19 protein-coding genes are annotated in these 14,622 nt (G+C 70.2%); 14 read left to right on the forward strand and 5 right to left on the reverse strand.

The features are described 5' to 3' along the window. Positions 1 to 9 precede the first annotated feature (9 nt). The 4 genes from N5875_RS20805 (at position 10) to N5875_RS20820 (ending at position 4,221) form a co-directional block, all read left to right on the forward strand. Positions 10 to 951, forward strand: coding sequence for an NADP-dependent oxidoreductase (locus N5875_RS20805; protein WP_318208061.1), 942 nt, complete (start codon positions 10 to 12; stop codon positions 949 to 951). Between the two features lie 179 nt (positions 952 to 1,130). Continuing rightward, complete coding sequence (locus N5875_RS20810; protein WP_338495367.1) at positions 1,131 to 2,087, forward strand: VCBS repeat-containing protein; 957 nt, start codon at positions 1,131 to 1,133, stop codon at positions 2,085 to 2,087. A gap of 139 nt (positions 2,088 to 2,226) precedes the next feature. Next, on the forward strand, positions 2,227 to 3,078 hold the full coding sequence (locus tag N5875_RS20815; RefSeq protein ID WP_338495369.1) for a VCBS repeat-containing protein: 852 nt from the start codon (positions 2,227 to 2,229) through the stop codon (positions 3,076 to 3,078). A 231-nt stretch (positions 3,079 to 3,309) separates the two neighbouring features. Beyond that, entirely contained in the window at positions 3,310 to 4,221 is a 912-nt protein-coding gene (locus tag N5875_RS20820) for a glycoside hydrolase family 19 protein (RefSeq protein ID WP_338495370.1), read from the forward strand. 4 nt (positions 4,222 to 4,225) lie between these two features. On the opposite strand, the gene N5875_RS20825 is transcribed toward N5875_RS20820, so the two are convergent. After that, positions 4,226 to 4,462 (reverse strand): DUF397 domain-containing protein, encoded by a 237-nt coding sequence (locus N5875_RS20825; protein WP_338495371.1) that lies wholly within the window; start codon positions 4,460 to 4,462, stop codon positions 4,226 to 4,228. Then, positions 4,459 to 5,295, reverse strand: a complete 837-nt coding sequence (locus N5875_RS20830; RefSeq protein ID WP_338495372.1) for a helix-turn-helix transcriptional regulator — start codon at positions 5,293 to 5,295, stop codon at positions 4,459 to 4,461. The genes N5875_RS20825 and N5875_RS20830 overlap by 4 nt, the downstream gene beginning before the upstream one ends. Before the next feature lie 156 nt (positions 5,296 to 5,451). Here N5875_RS20830 and N5875_RS20835 point away from each other — a divergent pair, with 156 nt between their 5' ends. Next, positions 5,452 to 5,868, forward strand: a complete 417-nt coding sequence (locus tag N5875_RS20835; RefSeq protein WP_318208588.1) for a hypothetical protein — start codon at positions 5,452 to 5,454, stop codon at positions 5,866 to 5,868. Here N5875_RS20835 and N5875_RS20840 read toward each other — a convergent pair. Continuing rightward, the gene (locus tag N5875_RS20840) at positions 5,852 to 6,745 is read right to left on the reverse strand and encodes a hypothetical protein (protein ID WP_338495373.1); all 894 of its coding nucleotides are present in this window, start codon (positions 6,743 to 6,745) and stop codon (positions 5,852 to 5,854) included. The two genes, N5875_RS20835 and N5875_RS20840, sit on opposite strands and share 17 nt — an antisense overlap. A gap of 113 nt (positions 6,746 to 6,858) precedes the next feature. Between N5875_RS20840 and N5875_RS20845 the strand changes: the two genes are divergently transcribed. Further along, positions 6,859 to 7,215: a hypothetical protein gene (locus N5875_RS20845; protein WP_318208055.1), complete on the forward strand. Its 357-nt coding sequence runs from the start codon at positions 6,859 to 6,861 to the stop codon at positions 7,213 to 7,215. Continuing rightward, positions 7,212 to 7,415 (forward strand): hypothetical protein, encoded by a 204-nt coding sequence (locus tag N5875_RS20850; RefSeq protein ID WP_318208054.1) that lies wholly within the window; start codon positions 7,212 to 7,214, stop codon positions 7,413 to 7,415. The genes N5875_RS20845 and N5875_RS20850 overlap by 4 nt, the downstream gene beginning before the upstream one ends. Positions 7,416 to 7,478: 63 nt before the next feature. Here N5875_RS20850 and tnpA read toward each other — a convergent pair whose 3' ends face one another. Continuing rightward, positions 7,479 to 7,907 (reverse strand): IS200/IS605 family transposase, encoded by a 429-nt coding sequence (gene tnpA / locus N5875_RS20855; RefSeq protein ID WP_318208053.1) that lies wholly within the window; start codon positions 7,905 to 7,907, stop codon positions 7,479 to 7,481. A gap of 17 nt (positions 7,908 to 7,924) precedes the next feature. Here tnpA and N5875_RS20860 point away from each other — a divergent pair, with 17 nt between their 5' ends. The 6 genes from N5875_RS20860 to N5875_RS20885 all read left to right on the forward strand — a co-directional run bounded on the left by N5875_RS20860 (position 7,925) and on the right by N5875_RS20885 (position 13,058). Then, on the forward strand, positions 7,925 to 9,094 hold the full coding sequence (locus N5875_RS20860) for a transposase (protein WP_318208052.1): 1,170 nt from the start codon (positions 7,925 to 7,927) through the stop codon (positions 9,092 to 9,094). Positions 9,095 to 9,282: 188 nt separating this feature from the next. Further along, positions 9,283 to 9,549 (forward strand): hypothetical protein, encoded by a 267-nt coding sequence (locus tag N5875_RS20865; protein WP_318208051.1) that lies wholly within the window; start codon positions 9,283 to 9,285, stop codon positions 9,547 to 9,549. Next, positions 9,546 to 9,965: a type II toxin-antitoxin system VapC family toxin gene (locus N5875_RS20870; RefSeq protein ID WP_338495374.1), complete on the forward strand. Its 420-nt coding sequence runs from the start codon at positions 9,546 to 9,548 to the stop codon at positions 9,963 to 9,965. The genes N5875_RS20865 and N5875_RS20870 overlap by 4 nt, the downstream gene beginning before the upstream one ends. Positions 9,966 to 10,058: 93 nt before the next feature. Beyond that, positions 10,059 to 11,423, forward strand: coding sequence for an aspartate aminotransferase family protein (locus tag N5875_RS20875; RefSeq protein WP_338495375.1), 1,365 nt, complete (start codon positions 10,059 to 10,061; stop codon positions 11,421 to 11,423). Positions 11,424 to 11,491: 68 nt separating this feature from the next. Next, the gene (locus tag N5875_RS20880; RefSeq protein WP_338495376.1) at positions 11,492 to 12,199 is read left to right on the forward strand and encodes a GntR family transcriptional regulator; all 708 of its coding nucleotides are present in this window, start codon (positions 11,492 to 11,494) and stop codon (positions 12,197 to 12,199) included. Positions 12,200 to 12,407: 208 nt separating this feature from the next. Then, positions 12,408 to 13,058 carry a hypothetical protein gene (locus tag N5875_RS20885; protein WP_318208047.1) on the forward strand — a complete coding sequence of 217 codons (651 nt, stop codon included), beginning with the start codon at positions 12,408 to 12,410 and terminating at the stop codon, positions 13,056 to 13,058. Positions 13,059 to 13,213: 155 nt separating this feature from the next. On the opposite strand, the gene N5875_RS20890 is transcribed toward N5875_RS20885, so the two are convergent. Then, the gene (locus tag N5875_RS20890) at positions 13,214 to 13,918 is read right to left on the reverse strand and encodes an SLATT domain-containing protein (protein ID WP_318208587.1); all 705 of its coding nucleotides are present in this window, start codon (positions 13,916 to 13,918) and stop codon (positions 13,214 to 13,216) included. 268 nt (positions 13,919 to 14,186) lie between these two features. Here N5875_RS20890 and N5875_RS20895 point away from each other — a divergent pair, with 268 nt between their 5' ends. Continuing rightward, positions 14,187 to 14,522: a YbaB/EbfC family nucleoid-associated protein gene (locus N5875_RS20895; protein WP_015034576.1), complete on the forward strand. Its 336-nt coding sequence runs from the start codon at positions 14,187 to 14,189 to the stop codon at positions 14,520 to 14,522. The last annotated feature ends 100 nt before the right edge of the window (positions 14,523 to 14,622 follow it).

Raw genomic sequence — 14,622 nt, forward strand, 5'->3', positions numbered from 1 at the left:
GAGAACCCCATGCGTGTCGTCGAAGTGACCGCCTACGGCGGACCCGAGGTCCTCAGAATGGCCCGCCGGCCCGAGCCGGAGGCCGGGGACGTCCCCGGCAGGGTGCGCGTGCGGCTCAAGGCCGCCGGTGTGAACCAGGCGGATCTGCGGATCCGGGCCGGCCGGTACGCCGACGCGGTCGGCACGCTCAAGCCCCCCTTCGTCCTGGGCTCGGACTTCGCCGGAAAGCTGCTCGATCCCGTGCCCGGGATGCCCGCCGGGACCCGGGTGGCCGGTTACGTGCCCTGGTACACGGAGCTGACCGGCGAGGGCACGTACGCGGAGGTCGTACGGGTCGCCCCCGAGTGGCTGGCCCCGATCCCGGACGACGTGGAGTTCACCGTGGCCTCGTCCCTCCCGCTGGCCTCGGCGACGGCCCAGCAGGGCCTCGACCGGCTCGCGCTGCCGGCCGGAGCGACGCTGCTCGTGACCGGTGCGAGCGCCGTGGTGGGCCGGCTGGCGGTCCAGTACGCCCACGCGGCCGGGCTGCGGGTGGTGGCCGTCGCCCACGAGGGCGACGAGAGCGAACTGAGGATCCTCGGCGCGGACCACGCGGTCCCGCGCGGGATGCCGGGGATGGTGCTCGCCGGGGTGGCCGAGGTCGCCCCCGACGGCGTGGACGGGATCTTCGACGGGGCGCTCGTCGGGGAGGCGCTGCTGCCCGCCCTGAAGGACGACGGCGTCTTCGTCGCGATCGCACCCGACCGGGTCCCGGTCGCCGAACGGAACATCCGCGTCGAGGCCGTCCGGGCCACACCGGACGCCGCCCGGCTGAAGGAGACGCTGGAGAAGGTGGCGGCCCGCGAGCTGATCACCCGGGTGGCCGACGTCCTCCCGCTGGAGGAGGTCGCCGAGGCCCACCGCCGCGCGGAGGCGGGCCACCGACCGGGCCGGATCGTCCTCCTGATCTGAGCAAAGCCACCCCACCCTGGCGGGACCCTCCCCCGGGCCCCGCCCCGGGCCCCGCCCCCTGGCCCCCGGGCCCCGGCCTTGTCGGACCCTCGTGAGAGGCTTCCTGGCTCCGGCGGCACATGACCTGTGCCGCCGCCGAGCCCGTTGACGGGCCGAATGGATCCCAGGGGGGAACCTTCATGATCATCCGACGTCGGCGCGCACTGCGCGGCGCGCTCGCCGCCACCGCCGTCACGATCGCCCTGACCGCCACCGCGGGCACCGCCTTCGCCTCCGGCGACCCGGCCGGTGCCGACCGGGCGCGTGCCACGGCCGAGGCCGACCGCCAGGCCGGGCGCCAGGCCGGGGGCGCCCCGCGCGCGGGCACGTTCGCCGCCGAGGACACCCCGGTGGAGACGCCCAGCTTCATGATGATGGGCGTGCACAAGCAGACGAGCGAGGGGTACCTCTACTTCCCGAACCGCGAGGGCGGCTTCGACCCCCGCCACCACATCGCGCTCTCCTACGACCACCTCGCCGACGCGATCAGCGGCGACAACGACAAGGACGGGCGGTCGGACGGCACCTGGTACGTCTACAAGGACGGGACGCTGAGGTACAACTGGTTCGCGGCCTCCCTCGAACAGCGTTCCAAGCAGGTCGGCAAGGGCTGGAACACGTACCGTACGGTCCTCTCGCCCGGCAACATCGGCGGAGCCGAGGAGGTCGACCTCATCGGCGTCGACAAGGCCGGTGTGCTGTGGTCGTACCTCGCGTACCCCGAGGGCACGCTCACCACGCGCACCCGGGTCGGCGGCGGCTGGGGCCAGTACGACCAGGTCGAGGGTCAGGGCGATCTGACCGGTGACGGCAAGCCCGACATCGTCGCCCGCGACAAGACCGGCGTCCTGTGGCTCTACAGGGGCACCGGCAACTACAAGGCCCCCTTCGAGGGCCGTACGAAGATCGGCTCCGGCTGGAACATCTACGACCGGCTGCTGTCGGTCGGCGATCTCGACGCCGACGGCCGGACGGACCTGATCGCGCGCAAGCCGAACGGCGACCTGTTCCGGTACTCGGGCTGGGGCAGCGCCCAGGCCGTGTTCCAGAAGCCGGTCAAGATCGGCCACGGCTTCCAGATCTACAACCTGCTCTGAGCGCGCACGACTTGTGCGGCACGGCGTCGTCGTCACGGTCTCTTCACGGCTTGGCCACTTTTCGCGGCTCTGTGGCAGGATTCCAAGATCAGTGGCGCGCATGGATCGCGCCGCCGAAGAGTCCCAGGGGGGAATCCTGATGACCATCACCCGACGTCGTCGTGCGCTCAAGGGCGCGCTCGTCGCCACCGCCGTCGCGGTCGCCACGGCGACCGTGGCCGGCACGGCCTCCGCCGCCGGTGCGGAGCTGCCGGTGCAGCCCACCTTCGAGATGTACGGCGCCAACAAGCAGACCCAGGAACTCCAGGTCTGGTACCCCGTCGGCAACGGCAGCTTCGAGACCGTCGGACCGCTCGGCTACGTCGGCGACGTCGCCGACATCATCGTCGCCGACAACGACAACGACGGGCACGGCGAAGCCGAGTGGACCGTCTACAAGAACGGTCGGCTGGACTTCTGGTCGCCCGACAGCGGCTCCCAGGACACGGACGTCGTCGGCCGCGGCTGGAACATCTACTCGACGATCCTCTCGCCGGGCAACATCGGCGGTGCCAAGGAGGCCGACCTGCTCGGTGTCGACAAGACCGGCGTGCTGTGGAGCTACCTCTCGTACCCGAACGGCACCCTCACCACCCGCGTGCGGGTCGGCGGCGGCTGGAACACGTACAGCCAGATCGCGGGCCAGGGCGACCTGACCGGCGACGGCAAGCCCGACATCGTCGCCCGCGACAAGACGGGTGTCCTCTGGCTCTACAAGGGCACGGGCAACTACCGGGCCCCCTTCACCGGCCGTACGAAGATCGGCGCCGGCTGGAACACGTACGACCGCGTGCTGTCGACCGGTGACATCGACCTCGACGGCAAGGCGGACCTGCTCGCCCGCAAGTCGAACGGCGACCTGTTCCGTTACCCGGGCACGGGCAACGCCCTGGCCCCGTTCAAGGCGCCGATCCGGGTCGGCGGCGGCTACCAGAAGTTCAACCTCTTCTAAGCGCACCCGTCCCACCCGTCCCACCCGTCCCACTGGTGTGGTGACCGCATGACGGCGGCCCCGGCCCCGGCCTCGGAACTCCGAGCCCGGGGCCGCCTCTTGTGCTCCCGAGGGCACGTGAAACCCCAACCGTCACAGTTTCTGGTCTAGACCTTGACAGGTCCAGACCAATAGCGATTCGCTGTGCTTCCCCATCCGGCTCCACCCGGCCCCACCCGGAAGGAAGTACGCATGCTGCGTAAGTTGGTCACCTCACTGGCCGCGCTCTGTACGGCCGTCGGACTCGCCGTCCTCCTCCTCCCCACCGCCTCCGCCGGCGCGGCCGCCGCCTGCGCGGCCGCGTGGAACTCCTCCAGCGTCTACACGGGCGGGATGACGGCCTCGCACAACGGCCACAACTGGCAGGCCAAGTGGTGGACCCAGAACGAGACTCCCGGCACGACCGGCGAGTGGGGCGTCTGGGCCGACCAGGGCGTCTGCGGCGGCGGGCCCACCACCCCGCCCACCACCCCGCCGCCGAGCTCCGGATTCGTGGTCTCCGAGGCCCAGTTCAACCAGATGTTCCCGAGCCGGAACCCCTTCTACACGTACGCGGGCCTCACCGCCGCCCTCAAGTCGTACCCCGGCTTCGCCAACACCGGCAGCGACACGGTGAAGAAGCAGGAGGCCGCGGCCTTCCTCGCGAACGTCTCCCACGAGACGGGCGGCCTCGTCCACATCGTCGAGCAGAACACGGCCAACTACCCGCACTACTGCGACGCGGGCCGGCCCTACGGCTGCCCCGCCGGCCAGGCCGCGTACTACGGCCGCGGTCCCATCCAGCTCTCCTGGAACTTCAACTACAAGGCCGCCGGTGACGCCCTCGGCATCGACCTGCTGAACAACCCCTGGCGCGTCGAGCAGGACCCGGCCGTCGCCATGATGACCGGCCTCTGGTACTGGAACACCCAGAGCGGCCCCGGCACGATGACCGCCCACAACGCCATGGTCAACGGCGCAGGATTCGGCCAGACCATCTGGGCGATCAACGGCAGCCTGGAGTGCAACGGCGGCAACCCGGCCCAGGTCCAGAGCCGGGTCACCAAGTACCAGCAGTTCACCCAGATCCTGGGCGTCCCCGCCGGGGCGAACCTGTACTGCTGATCAGCTACTGCCAGGCGACAAAGGCGGCCCAGGCGGCGGGCTCCACGGTGAACGTGGGCCCGTCGCTCTGCTTCGAGTCGCGGAGGTGGACGGCGTGGGGGCAGGTGGCTACCTCTACGCAGTTGCCGCCCCCGCCGTCGCTGTACGAGGACTTGTGCCAGTCGAAGGCAACCTCGACGCAGCTGCCGCCACCGCTGTCGCTGTAGCTGGACTTGAACCAGTGCAGGGTGTTGTCGTTCATCTCCGTGCTCCCGCCAACTCCTCGATGAGACCCAGCGACCGGCGCGGATCCAGGGCCTGTGCCCGGATCTTCGCATACCGCTGCCGATGCGTACTGACCTTCGCTCGGTCGGTGATCAGCAGGCTCTCCCCCTGGATCTCCAGGAAGGTCACGTGGTCGTGAGCCGGTGTCTCGACGATCTCCAGAGTGCCTCGATCGCCCGCGTAAGGGCCCCCCAGCCCCGCGTCCAACGGGAGCACCTGAAGGTTCACGTTCGTCCTCCGGGCGCACTCCGCCAAGTACGCCAACTGCTCGCGCATGATCTCCTCACTGCCGATCGGCCGCCGCAGCACCGACTCGTCGAGGACCAGCTCGATCTCGCACACCGGCTTCCGGTCGAACAGCACCTTCCGTGCCATCCGGGCGACGACCAGCTCCTCGACCCGTTCCGCCGTCGGCTCCGGGTGACCGCCCGCAATCAACGCCCGCGCGTACGCCTCCGTCTGGAACAACCCATGGACGACGTGGTTCGCGTACAGCCACAGCGCCACCGCCTTCTGCTCGATCGGCGCGTAGCCCCGGAACTGCTCCGGGAGTTTCTCCAGCCGTACGAGCTCCCGCATCTCCTCGAAGATGCCCGTCCCGCCGCCCAGGACACGTTCGAGCTGGACGAGCATGTCGTCGCTCACAGGGTGCAGGAACCGTTCCATCGCGCTGATCGCCGCGCCGGTGAAGCCCATCTCCCCGCCCAGCTGTTCCTGCGTGAGTCCCTTCCTGAGCCGCATTCTCTTCGCCACCGTCGCCGCCATCCGCGCCGCAGGACCCACCGGTTCCTTGTTCTCTTCTCGCGCCATCGCGATCCCCATTCGAACTCAACCGGTCTCAACCGGTCTCAACTGCTCCCCGCCGAATTCGACTGCATTCAAGGTGCGTTGACGCAGGTCGAGGGGATAGCGACGCACCGTCAGCAATCGTGGAAAACGCTAGCGTCGGCGCGGGAACATGTCCCTGTGAATGAAGAGAATCGGGAAGTAAACGTGGATTGGATTCCTGTTTCCGGATTCCAACTCCGTAAGGCGGGAGTGCAATTCGACGCCGTTCGGGTCGACGGCGACGAGGGGCGGCGGCTCGCCGACTGGATAGAGGTACTCACGGGTGGCGACCCGGGGCCGGTCGTGATCGAGGCGAACGGGCGGCGCGGGGTCTACTTCCTCGTCCCGCCGGGGTCGACGGCGCGGAAGGCGTGGCCGCGCGGGGTGACCTGGTTCAACGCGGGACCGGCTCACGTGAGTTACGTACCGGTGCCCGCGTTGACGGGACGGACGTGGCCGCTGTCCTGGCGCTTCCCGCCGACGAGTCCCGACCGGTTCGTTCACCCGCTGTTGCTGCGGAGCGCCGTGACCGAGCTGTTCAGCGCCGTGTCTTGATCACCCAGATCAGCGCCAGGATCGGGGTCGGAGAGGCGAGGAGGGCGTAGAGCTGGTCGCGGCCGGCCAGCTGGAACTCCAGGGCCATCGGCAGGAGCAGGACGAGGCCGGTGAGCAGGAGGCCGAGCGCGGGGAGGTGGACGACGGGGCTGAACCGGCGCAGCTCGTGCAGGTCGTCCTTGTCCATCTGGGACTTCATGCCGATCGCGGCGACCAGGAGGAACGGGCTCACGAAGACGAGCACGAAGAGACTCACGAACCGGCCCGTCCGGTCGCGTTCGCCGTTCTCGGTCACGGGTGTGCCGGGGTCGCGGGGCGCGAAGTGGACGTCCACCTTCATGCCGGGCACGGGCGGCTTGTGGCGGGTGTACATGCCCCGGACGGTGACCTCGCGCGGGCCGGATTCGTACGGGATCCGCAGGGTGAGGTCGGTGTAGTAGTGCGGGTCCTGGTCCTCGTTGCCCGGGTTGAAACGGGGCTCGGCGGCGAGGCGGACGACGGTGACCTCGTACTCGCCGTATCCGACCCGCTCCAGGCGCTCGGTCTCGCGGCCGTAGGAACTGCTGACGGTGAAGCCCGTGAGGACGGCGGCGAGGGCGGCGAGGGGGATGCCGAAGGCGAACAGGTAGGGCAGGACGGGGTTCGGGCGCCGGGTCTCGACGTACCGCTTGGAGAGCGGGCCGTCGGCGCGGGCCCGGTAGGAGGCGACGACCCAGGCCACGGCGCAGAGCACGGCGAGGCCGGCGAGGGCCAGCTCGGGTATGAGCGGCGGATACGGGGAGACGGCCCACAGGGAGGCGGCGACGGCGGCCACCCCGCTGAGAACCATGCCCCAGCCGGTCAGGGTGGTGGCGGCACTGCGGCCTGGCGTGCTCATGGCGCGCAGCATAGGCGGCGCCCGTGACGCTGCCTCCGCGGGCCGCTCTCCCCGTCCCGATCCGCCGGACACGCCTACCCCCTAGGCCGGCGGGGGACCCCTGGGAGGACACCGTGAGCACAGAGCCCGAGCACGGCGGAGAGCGGATTCCGCGTCCCGAGCGCACCCCCGACGCGTTGCGCGTCGCGCTTGCCCGCATTGCTCCCCACCGGCTGGCGGAGATGGAGCAGCAGAAGAACGAGGCCTTCTCCCTGGCCGCCGCGCACGACACCCTCGGGCCCCTGCACGGCTGGATCGGCGTCTGGGCCCGCGAGGTGGAGATCGAGCGGCGGTACGACCTCTCCACGCGCCGCCGCTCCGCGCTGGACACGCTCCACCGTACGAGCGGCAGGGCCGACCCGGCCTTCCGGGAAGCGATGGACGAACTGCGTGCGGTCGAGGCCGAGGCCACGCGGGCGGTGTCCGAGTGAGCCGGCGCTGGGAGTACGACCCCGATGAGGAGTACGTCGTCGGCGGTGCGCCACCTGCCTTCGTCGCCGAGGTGGAGAAGCGGGCCGACGAGCTGGTGAGGGCCGCCGAGGCCTTCTACCTGGACGGCTCCACGTACCAGGGCGAGGGCCCGAAGGGGAACGACGCGTTCGTTCCCGGCGGCATGTTCAGCGGGATCTAGCGAGGAACCCCGGGCCTTCGGGCCCGGGAGGAATCGCTTCTCTGGGCTGCTCTGACGTGCAGGTCACGACGGACGTTTCTGCTGCTCGATGTACTCCTTGATGACGGACAACGGTGCCCCGCCACAGGAAGCCGCGAAGTATGAGGGTGACCAGAAGTGTGCCCCCCACAGGTACTTGCGAATGTGGTCGGGGTACTCCTGGCGGAGCCTGCGGGCGGAGACGCCCTTGAGGGAGCCCACCAGCTTGGAGATGGACACCTTGGGCGGGTAATGCACGAGCAGGTGGACGTGGTCACGCTCACCGTTGAACTCGACCAGCTCCGTTTCGAAGTCCGCGCAGACGGACCGCATGACTTCCTCGCAGCGCCGAAGGATCTCGTCGGTGAAGGGGCCGCGCCGGTATTTCGGCGTGAAGACCAAGTGCGCGTGGAGGGTGTAGACGACCGTGCGACCCCTGCGAATGTTGGGGTTTGGTTCCCATCGTGGTGACATAGATCAACTGTAGTACGATGGCTCGCGTGAAGATCGTCGTGCAGGTCAAGCTGATGCCGGATGTCGCACAGGCATCGGCCATCGGTGCGACGCTGCGCACGGTCAACGACCGGGCCAACTGGGTTTCCGGTGTGGCGTTCGAGCACGGTGTGCCGCGCGAGTACGAGCTGCGGAAGCACACCTACGCGGAGCTGAAAGCCTCCGGTCTCGGGGCGCAGGCGGCCCAGCACACGATCAAGAAGGTGCGGGACGCTTACACGACGTTGAAGGCGAACATCCGGGCCGGGAACCTCGGCAAGCCCGGATCGAAGCGCAGGGTCAAGGCGGAGTCGAAGCCGGTCACGTTCCGCCCGGACTCGGCACAGCCGTACGACGACCGTTGCCTGTCCTGGCAGTACGACACGCGGACCGTCAGTATCTGGACTACCGCCGGTCGCTTGAAGAACGTGCGCTTCGCCTGCTCCGCAGGCGCGCTCAAGACGCTGCGCGAGTACCGCAAGGGCGAGTCGGATCTGATCGAACGCGACGGCGTGTTCTACCTGATCGCGGTGTGCGAGGTCCCCGAGGGCCCGGTCAACGAGAACCCGTCCGGGTTCATCGGCGTGGACCTCGGGATCGTCAACATCGCCACCACATCAACCGGTTACCGGGCTGCCGGGCGCGGCTTGAACCGGCATCGAAAGCGGCAGCTCGACCTGCGCCGTAAGTTGCAGGCCAAGGGCACGCAGTCCGCCAAACGGCGGCTCAAGCACCGCAGCCGCAAGGAAGCGCGGCACGCCGCGAACATCAACCACATCATCTCGAAGAAGATCGTCACCACCGCTGAACGCACCGGTCGCGGTATCGCCCTGGAAGACCTCACGGGCATCCGCGACCGGGTACGGCTCCGTAAGGACCAGCGGGCACAACTGCATTCATGGAGCTTCCACCAGCTCGGCTCCTTCCTTGAGTACAAGGCACGCCGGGCCGGGGTTCCGCTGGTGTACGTCGATCCGTCGTACACCAGCCGGCAATGCTCCGAGTGCGGGCACATCGACCGGAAGAACCGAGTCGACCAGGCAACGTTCGCGTGCCGCGCCTGCGGCGTCACCATGCACGCGGACGACAACGCGTCCCACAACATCGACCGCAAGGGCGAAGCCGTGTGGACCGCGGGGCGTGAGTCACGCGTCCCAGCCACCCCATAGGTGGCCTGGACGGAGGAGGCCACACCACAGCCAGTGGCGCCCTACCTCCAAGCCCGGTCGTTCACGGCCGGGTCAAGTTGACCTACCTCGTCCTGCCCCGGCACGAGTGCGTCTACCTCCGGCAGGTCACCTACTGGTGAGCCGCTCGGGCGATTGCGGCCCACCTGTGTGCATGCAACCATGCATGCATGGTTGCACTGCAGATTCGTGACGTGCCCGAGGACATGCGTGACCGGTTGGCGGCCATAGCGGGTGAGCGAGGCCAGTCGTTGCAGGCGTACCTCTACGACGTGCTGGCCGACGAAGTGCGGCGCCGCGACAATCTGGCCGTGCTGGAAGGGTTCTCCGCCGGCCGGTACGGGTCACGACTCGACACCGCCGACGTGCTGGACGTCCTGCGGGCCGGGCGGCGGGAGCGCGATGCGGCTCTCGGCGGTCCGGAGGGCGACGAGTGATCGTCGTCGACGCGTCCGTCTTCGCGTTCTCACTGCTCGACGAGGGGACCATCGGGGGCCGGTGCCGCTCCGCCCTCGCCGCCGACAGCAGGTGGATCGCGCCGGAGCACTGGACGGTCGAGGTGCTGTCGGTGATCCGGGGCAACCTGCTCGGCGGGAAGATCTCACAGGAGCACGCGGAGGACGCCGTCGCCGCCCTCGCGAAGCTGGAGCCCGTCGTTCCGCTGTCGCGCGTGCTCCTGCCCCGGATGTGGGAGCTGCGGGGAAACCTCACCACGTACGACGCGGCCTACGTCGCGGCGGCGGAGGCGTACGGCTGCGCGCTGGTCACCGCGGACGGGCGCCTGGCGCGTGCGTCGGGCATCCGCTGCCCGGTGGACGTGATCGGCGGCCGAACGCCCCGCGGGGACGGGTGACAAGGCGGACCGGCAACGTGTCGGGTCCGCCCCGGTCTCGGTGGACAAGATGGCCATGGCCCGTCCTACCTGCGGTTCCTTACCCTCGACCCCATGACCCCTCATGTCATCGAACCCGATCCCCAGGCCGGGGCCGCCGTCAAGGCCGCCGACCGCGCGCACGTGTTCCACTCCTGGTCCGCCCAGGGCCTGATCGACCCGCTCGCCGTCGCCGGCGCCGAGGGTTCGTACTTCTGGGACTACGACGGAAACCGCTACCTGGACTTCACCAGCGGCCTCGTCTACACGAACATCGGCTACCAGCACCCCCGTGTGGTCGCCGCCATCCAGGAGCAGGCCGCGAAGCTCACCACCTTCGCGCCCGCCTTCGCCATCGACGTCCGCTCCGAGGCCGCACGCCTCATCGCCGAGCGCACCCCGGGCGACCTGGACAAGATCTTCTTCACCAACGGCGGCGCCGAGGCCGTCGAGAACGCCGTCCGCATGGCCCGGCTGCACACCGGCCGTACGAAGGTGCTCTCCGCCTACCGCTCGTACCACGGCGCCACCTCCACCGCGATCAACCTGACCGGTGACCCGCGCCGCTGGGCCTCCGACAACGGCTCCGCCGGCGTCGTGCGCTTCTGGGCGCCGTTCCTCTACCGCTCGCCCTTCTACGCCACCACCGAGGCGGAGGAGAGCGCGCGGGCCCTCCAGCACCTGGAGGACACGATCGCCTTCGAGGGTCCGGCGACGATCGCCGCGATCATCCTGGAGACCGTGCCCGGCACCGCCGGCATCATGACCCCGCCGCCCGGCTACCTCGCCGGCGTCCGCGAGATCTGCGACAAGTACGGCATCGTCTTCGTCCTCGACGAGGTCATGGCGGGCTTCGGCCGCACCGGCAAGTGGTTCGCCGCCGAGCACTTCGACGTCGTGCCCGACCTGATGACCTTCGCCAAGGGCGTGAACTCCGGTTACGTGCCCCTCGGCGGTGTCGCCATCAACGCCGAGATCGCCGCCACCTTCGACAAGCGGCCCTACCCGGGCGGACTGACCTACTCCGGTCACCCGCTGGCCTGCGCCGCCGCCGTCGCCACCATCCAGGTGATGGAGGACGAGAAGGTCGTCGAGAACGCCGCCCACATCGGCGAGAGCGTCCTCGGCCCCGGCCTGCGCGAGCTCGCCGAGCGCCACCCCTCCGTCGGCGAGGTCCGCGGCATGGGCGTCTTCTGGGCGCTCGACCTGGTCAAGAACCGCGAGACGCGCGAGCCGCTCGTCCCGTACAACGCGGCCGGCGAGGCCAACGCGCCCATGGCCGCCTTCGGCGCGGCGGCGAAGAAGAACGGCCTGTGGCCCTTCGTCAACATGAACCGCACCCACGCCGTCCCCGCCTGCAACGTCACCGAGGCCGAGGCCAAGGAGGGCCTCGCGGCCCTCGACGCCGCCCTCACGGTGGCCGACGAGCACACCGCGTAACCACGGAAACGGGGTGGCCCCTTCCGTCTGGACTAGGGTGTCCGGAGCCGGACGGAGGGGGCCGACCCATGCCCGCGAGCGGAGCTGTCACCCGCAACACCTTGCGACAGCAGATCGCGGACGCGCTGCGTGACGAAGTGCTCGCGGGCCGTCTCCAACCCGGGCAGGAATTCACGGTCAAGCAGATCGCCGAGCAGTACGGCGTGTCCGCGACACCCGTACGCGAAGCCCTCGTCGACCTCTGCGCGCAGGGCCTCCTCGACTCCGACCAGCACCGCGGCTTCCGCGTCCACAAGTACTCGGTCGACGACTACCGGGGGATGGTCGAGGCCCGGATGCTCGTCGTCGACGGCATCTTCCGCCGCGACGCCGCCATGGTGCCGCCCCGCTCCGCGGTCACGGAACCCGACCTCGGGATCGGTGTCGCCCTCGTCTCGATACGGCGCAGGGGCGAGGCCGCGGCCCGCGCGGCCCGCGCCGGGGACCTCGACATCCTCATCGGGTACGACATCCGGTACTGGCGCGAACTCGCCCGGCTGGTCGCCGCCAACGACTACATCGCCGACTTCCTCCACAAACTCCGCGTCCAGGCCTGGGTGTTCTCCGTCCCCTACCTGCGCTCCGAGCGGGACGTCCTCGGCTGGCTGTGGAGCGGGCACGTCGACCTGGTCGACGCGATCACCCGCGGCGACGCGGCCGCGGCCGTCGCGGTCGTACGGGAGTACAACGAGCACTCGATGGAATGGGCGGACCGGCTGGAGCAGCGGGCCCGCTAGGGGAGACCTCGGGGTCGCGGCGGGGGATACCTCGGGGTCGCCGGGGGGAGACCTCGGGGTCGCCGGTCGGGTTGAGGGCCCGGCTCCCCGGGCAGGTCCTCAGCGGGTGGACGGTGTCCGTGGGGCGCCGACTAACCTGGCCGTCCCTGCAAAAGCCTGGCGTACGCCCTGCGCGCGTCCCCCGCAACTGACGGAGAGCGAGCCTCCCTTGGCCTGTGACCTGTGGCTGGTCCCCCTCGTCGACGTGCTGTGCCACAGCCCCGACAATCCCTTCGCCGAAGAGATCGCCGCGTACGACGCCGTGCTCAGCGCCTCCGGTCTGCCGACCGTGCCGGTCTACGCGTACATGCCGGGGCTCTCCGGCGACGTCGCCCCGATCGCCGGCTTCGACTACGAGGCCCTGCACTTCCTGCGCCGCGCCTACCTCCTCCAGATGTGCGGACTGCCGGTCGAACCGGTCGGCGAGCTCGGCGGGGACTACGAACAGCTCCTGGAGATGTTCGAGGCGACCGCCCAGCAGTCGCACCTGGTCTGGCACTACGACCACGCGGGCGCGTACGTCCCGGTCGACTTCCCGGTCCCGCTCGCCAGCGACGAGCTCCTGGAGGGCGGCGGGCCGCTCGGCTCCTCGTACGGGCTGCTGCGCGAGCTGGAGTTCGTGGCGCCCTCGATCGGCATCGACCCGTCGAACCCGCCGGCACCCCCCGTACCGCCGGACCGGCCGACCACCCTGGAGGAACCGGCCGTACCGATTCCGCTGGACGGCGGCCCCTTCGCCCGGGAGCGCCACGTGTGGCTGGGGCTGCACGCGGCGGCGACCCGCAGCCTGGCACAGGGCTCGATGATCATCCTGAGCTGAGGTCCGCGCGCAGGGCCGAGCCGGGCCGGCCGATCCGCGCCGGCCGATCAGCTCCGGCCGATCCGCGCCGGCCGATCAGCTCCGGCCGATCCGCGCCGGCCGATCAGCTCCGGCCGACCCGCGCCCGCGGCCCCGAGGGGCCCCGGAGGCCTCCGTCAGCGGGCCTCCGGGGGCCGCTGACGCGGCATGTTCGGCCGGGTGCCCGGCGGCAGCGGGAAGCGGCCCGACGGGTGGTGGCTCTCGGCCCGCGCGGGCACCACGCCCACCGACTGGAGCGCGAGCGGCGCCGGGCCCGAGCGGAACTCGACCATCCAGTCCGCGGTCTCCGCCCGTACGAGCTCGGTCACGTCCTCCGAGAAGCGGCGCAGCACGCCCAGACATCGCTCGGCGGCCTCGCTGGCGGTGCCCTCCGTGGGGCCCAGGACCTCCCGGACGCTCTCCGAGGCCCAGTCGAACTGCAGGGCCTGGAGACGCCGCTGCACGGCCTGTGCCGTCGCCACGTCCCTCATCCAGCCGGACGTCAGACCGAAGTACCGGTCACAGGCCAGACAGGCGGCGCCGAGCAGCAGCGAGAGATAGCCCCAGCCGGCGGTGCCCTCCGCGACCCCGGTCAGGTCGAGCAGCGGCAGCGCGGCGCCCGCGATCACCCCGGCGGCCGTGCCGATCCGCAGGATCCGGGCGCTGCGGCGCTTCCCGACCCGGTCGGAGAGGTACCACTCGGCGGTGCGCAGGGCCTGGGACTCCACCCAGCGGTACATCTCGTCGAGCCGCTCGGCGGGCTCGCCCCAGTCGCCCAGGGGGAACGGCGTACCGCTCAGATCGCGGTGGACGTCTCCCCCGGGGGGTCCCGGTGGCTGCATCTCCGGCTGCTGGCTCACCGGGGGACTCCTCTGTTCAGCTCAGCGCTCATGTCCTTCTGTGACGTGCGGTGCACGTGGTGCCTGCCCTTCCTACCGCCGAATGGTGGGCGATGGGCCCGGAATCCCGGGATTTCCGCCCGCAAGGGGGTCTTGATCAGGTAGAGGAGCCCGCAGTTTCTCACTCGAAAGAGTGATGGAGGCGGGGCAGGCGGGGACCACGTAGGCTCGGCGTACCGACATACGGACAGAGCGAACCTCAGGAGTGACCGTGATTCCCGGTGGTGGCCAGCCCAACATGCAGCAGCTGCTCCAGCAGGCCCAGAAGATGCAGCAGGACCTCGCCCGCGCGCAGCAGGAACTGGCCGCGACCGAGGTCGACGGCCAGGCGGGCGGCGGCCTGGTCAAGGCGACCGTGACGGGCTCCGGCGAGCTGCGCGGCCTGGTCATCGACCCCAAGGCGGTCGACCCGGAGGACACCGAGACGCTCGCCGACCTGATCGTGGCCGCCGTGCAGGCCGCCAACGACAACGCGCAGCAGCTCCAGCAGGCCAAGCTCGGCCCGCTGGCGCAGGGCATGGGCGGCATGCCCGGCCTGGGCTTCTGAGCGCTTCCGAGCCGCTTCTGCGCCGCTTCTGAGCCGCGCACCTTCTACGGCGCAGTTCCAGCCACTACCGTAAGAATCAAGCACTCCCTTGAAAGGGCGT

Origin of the sequence: Streptomyces sp. SJL17-4, assembly GCF_036826855.1 — a bacterium.
Classification (GTDB): domain Bacteria; phylum Actinomycetota; class Actinomycetes; order Streptomycetales; family Streptomycetaceae; genus Streptomyces.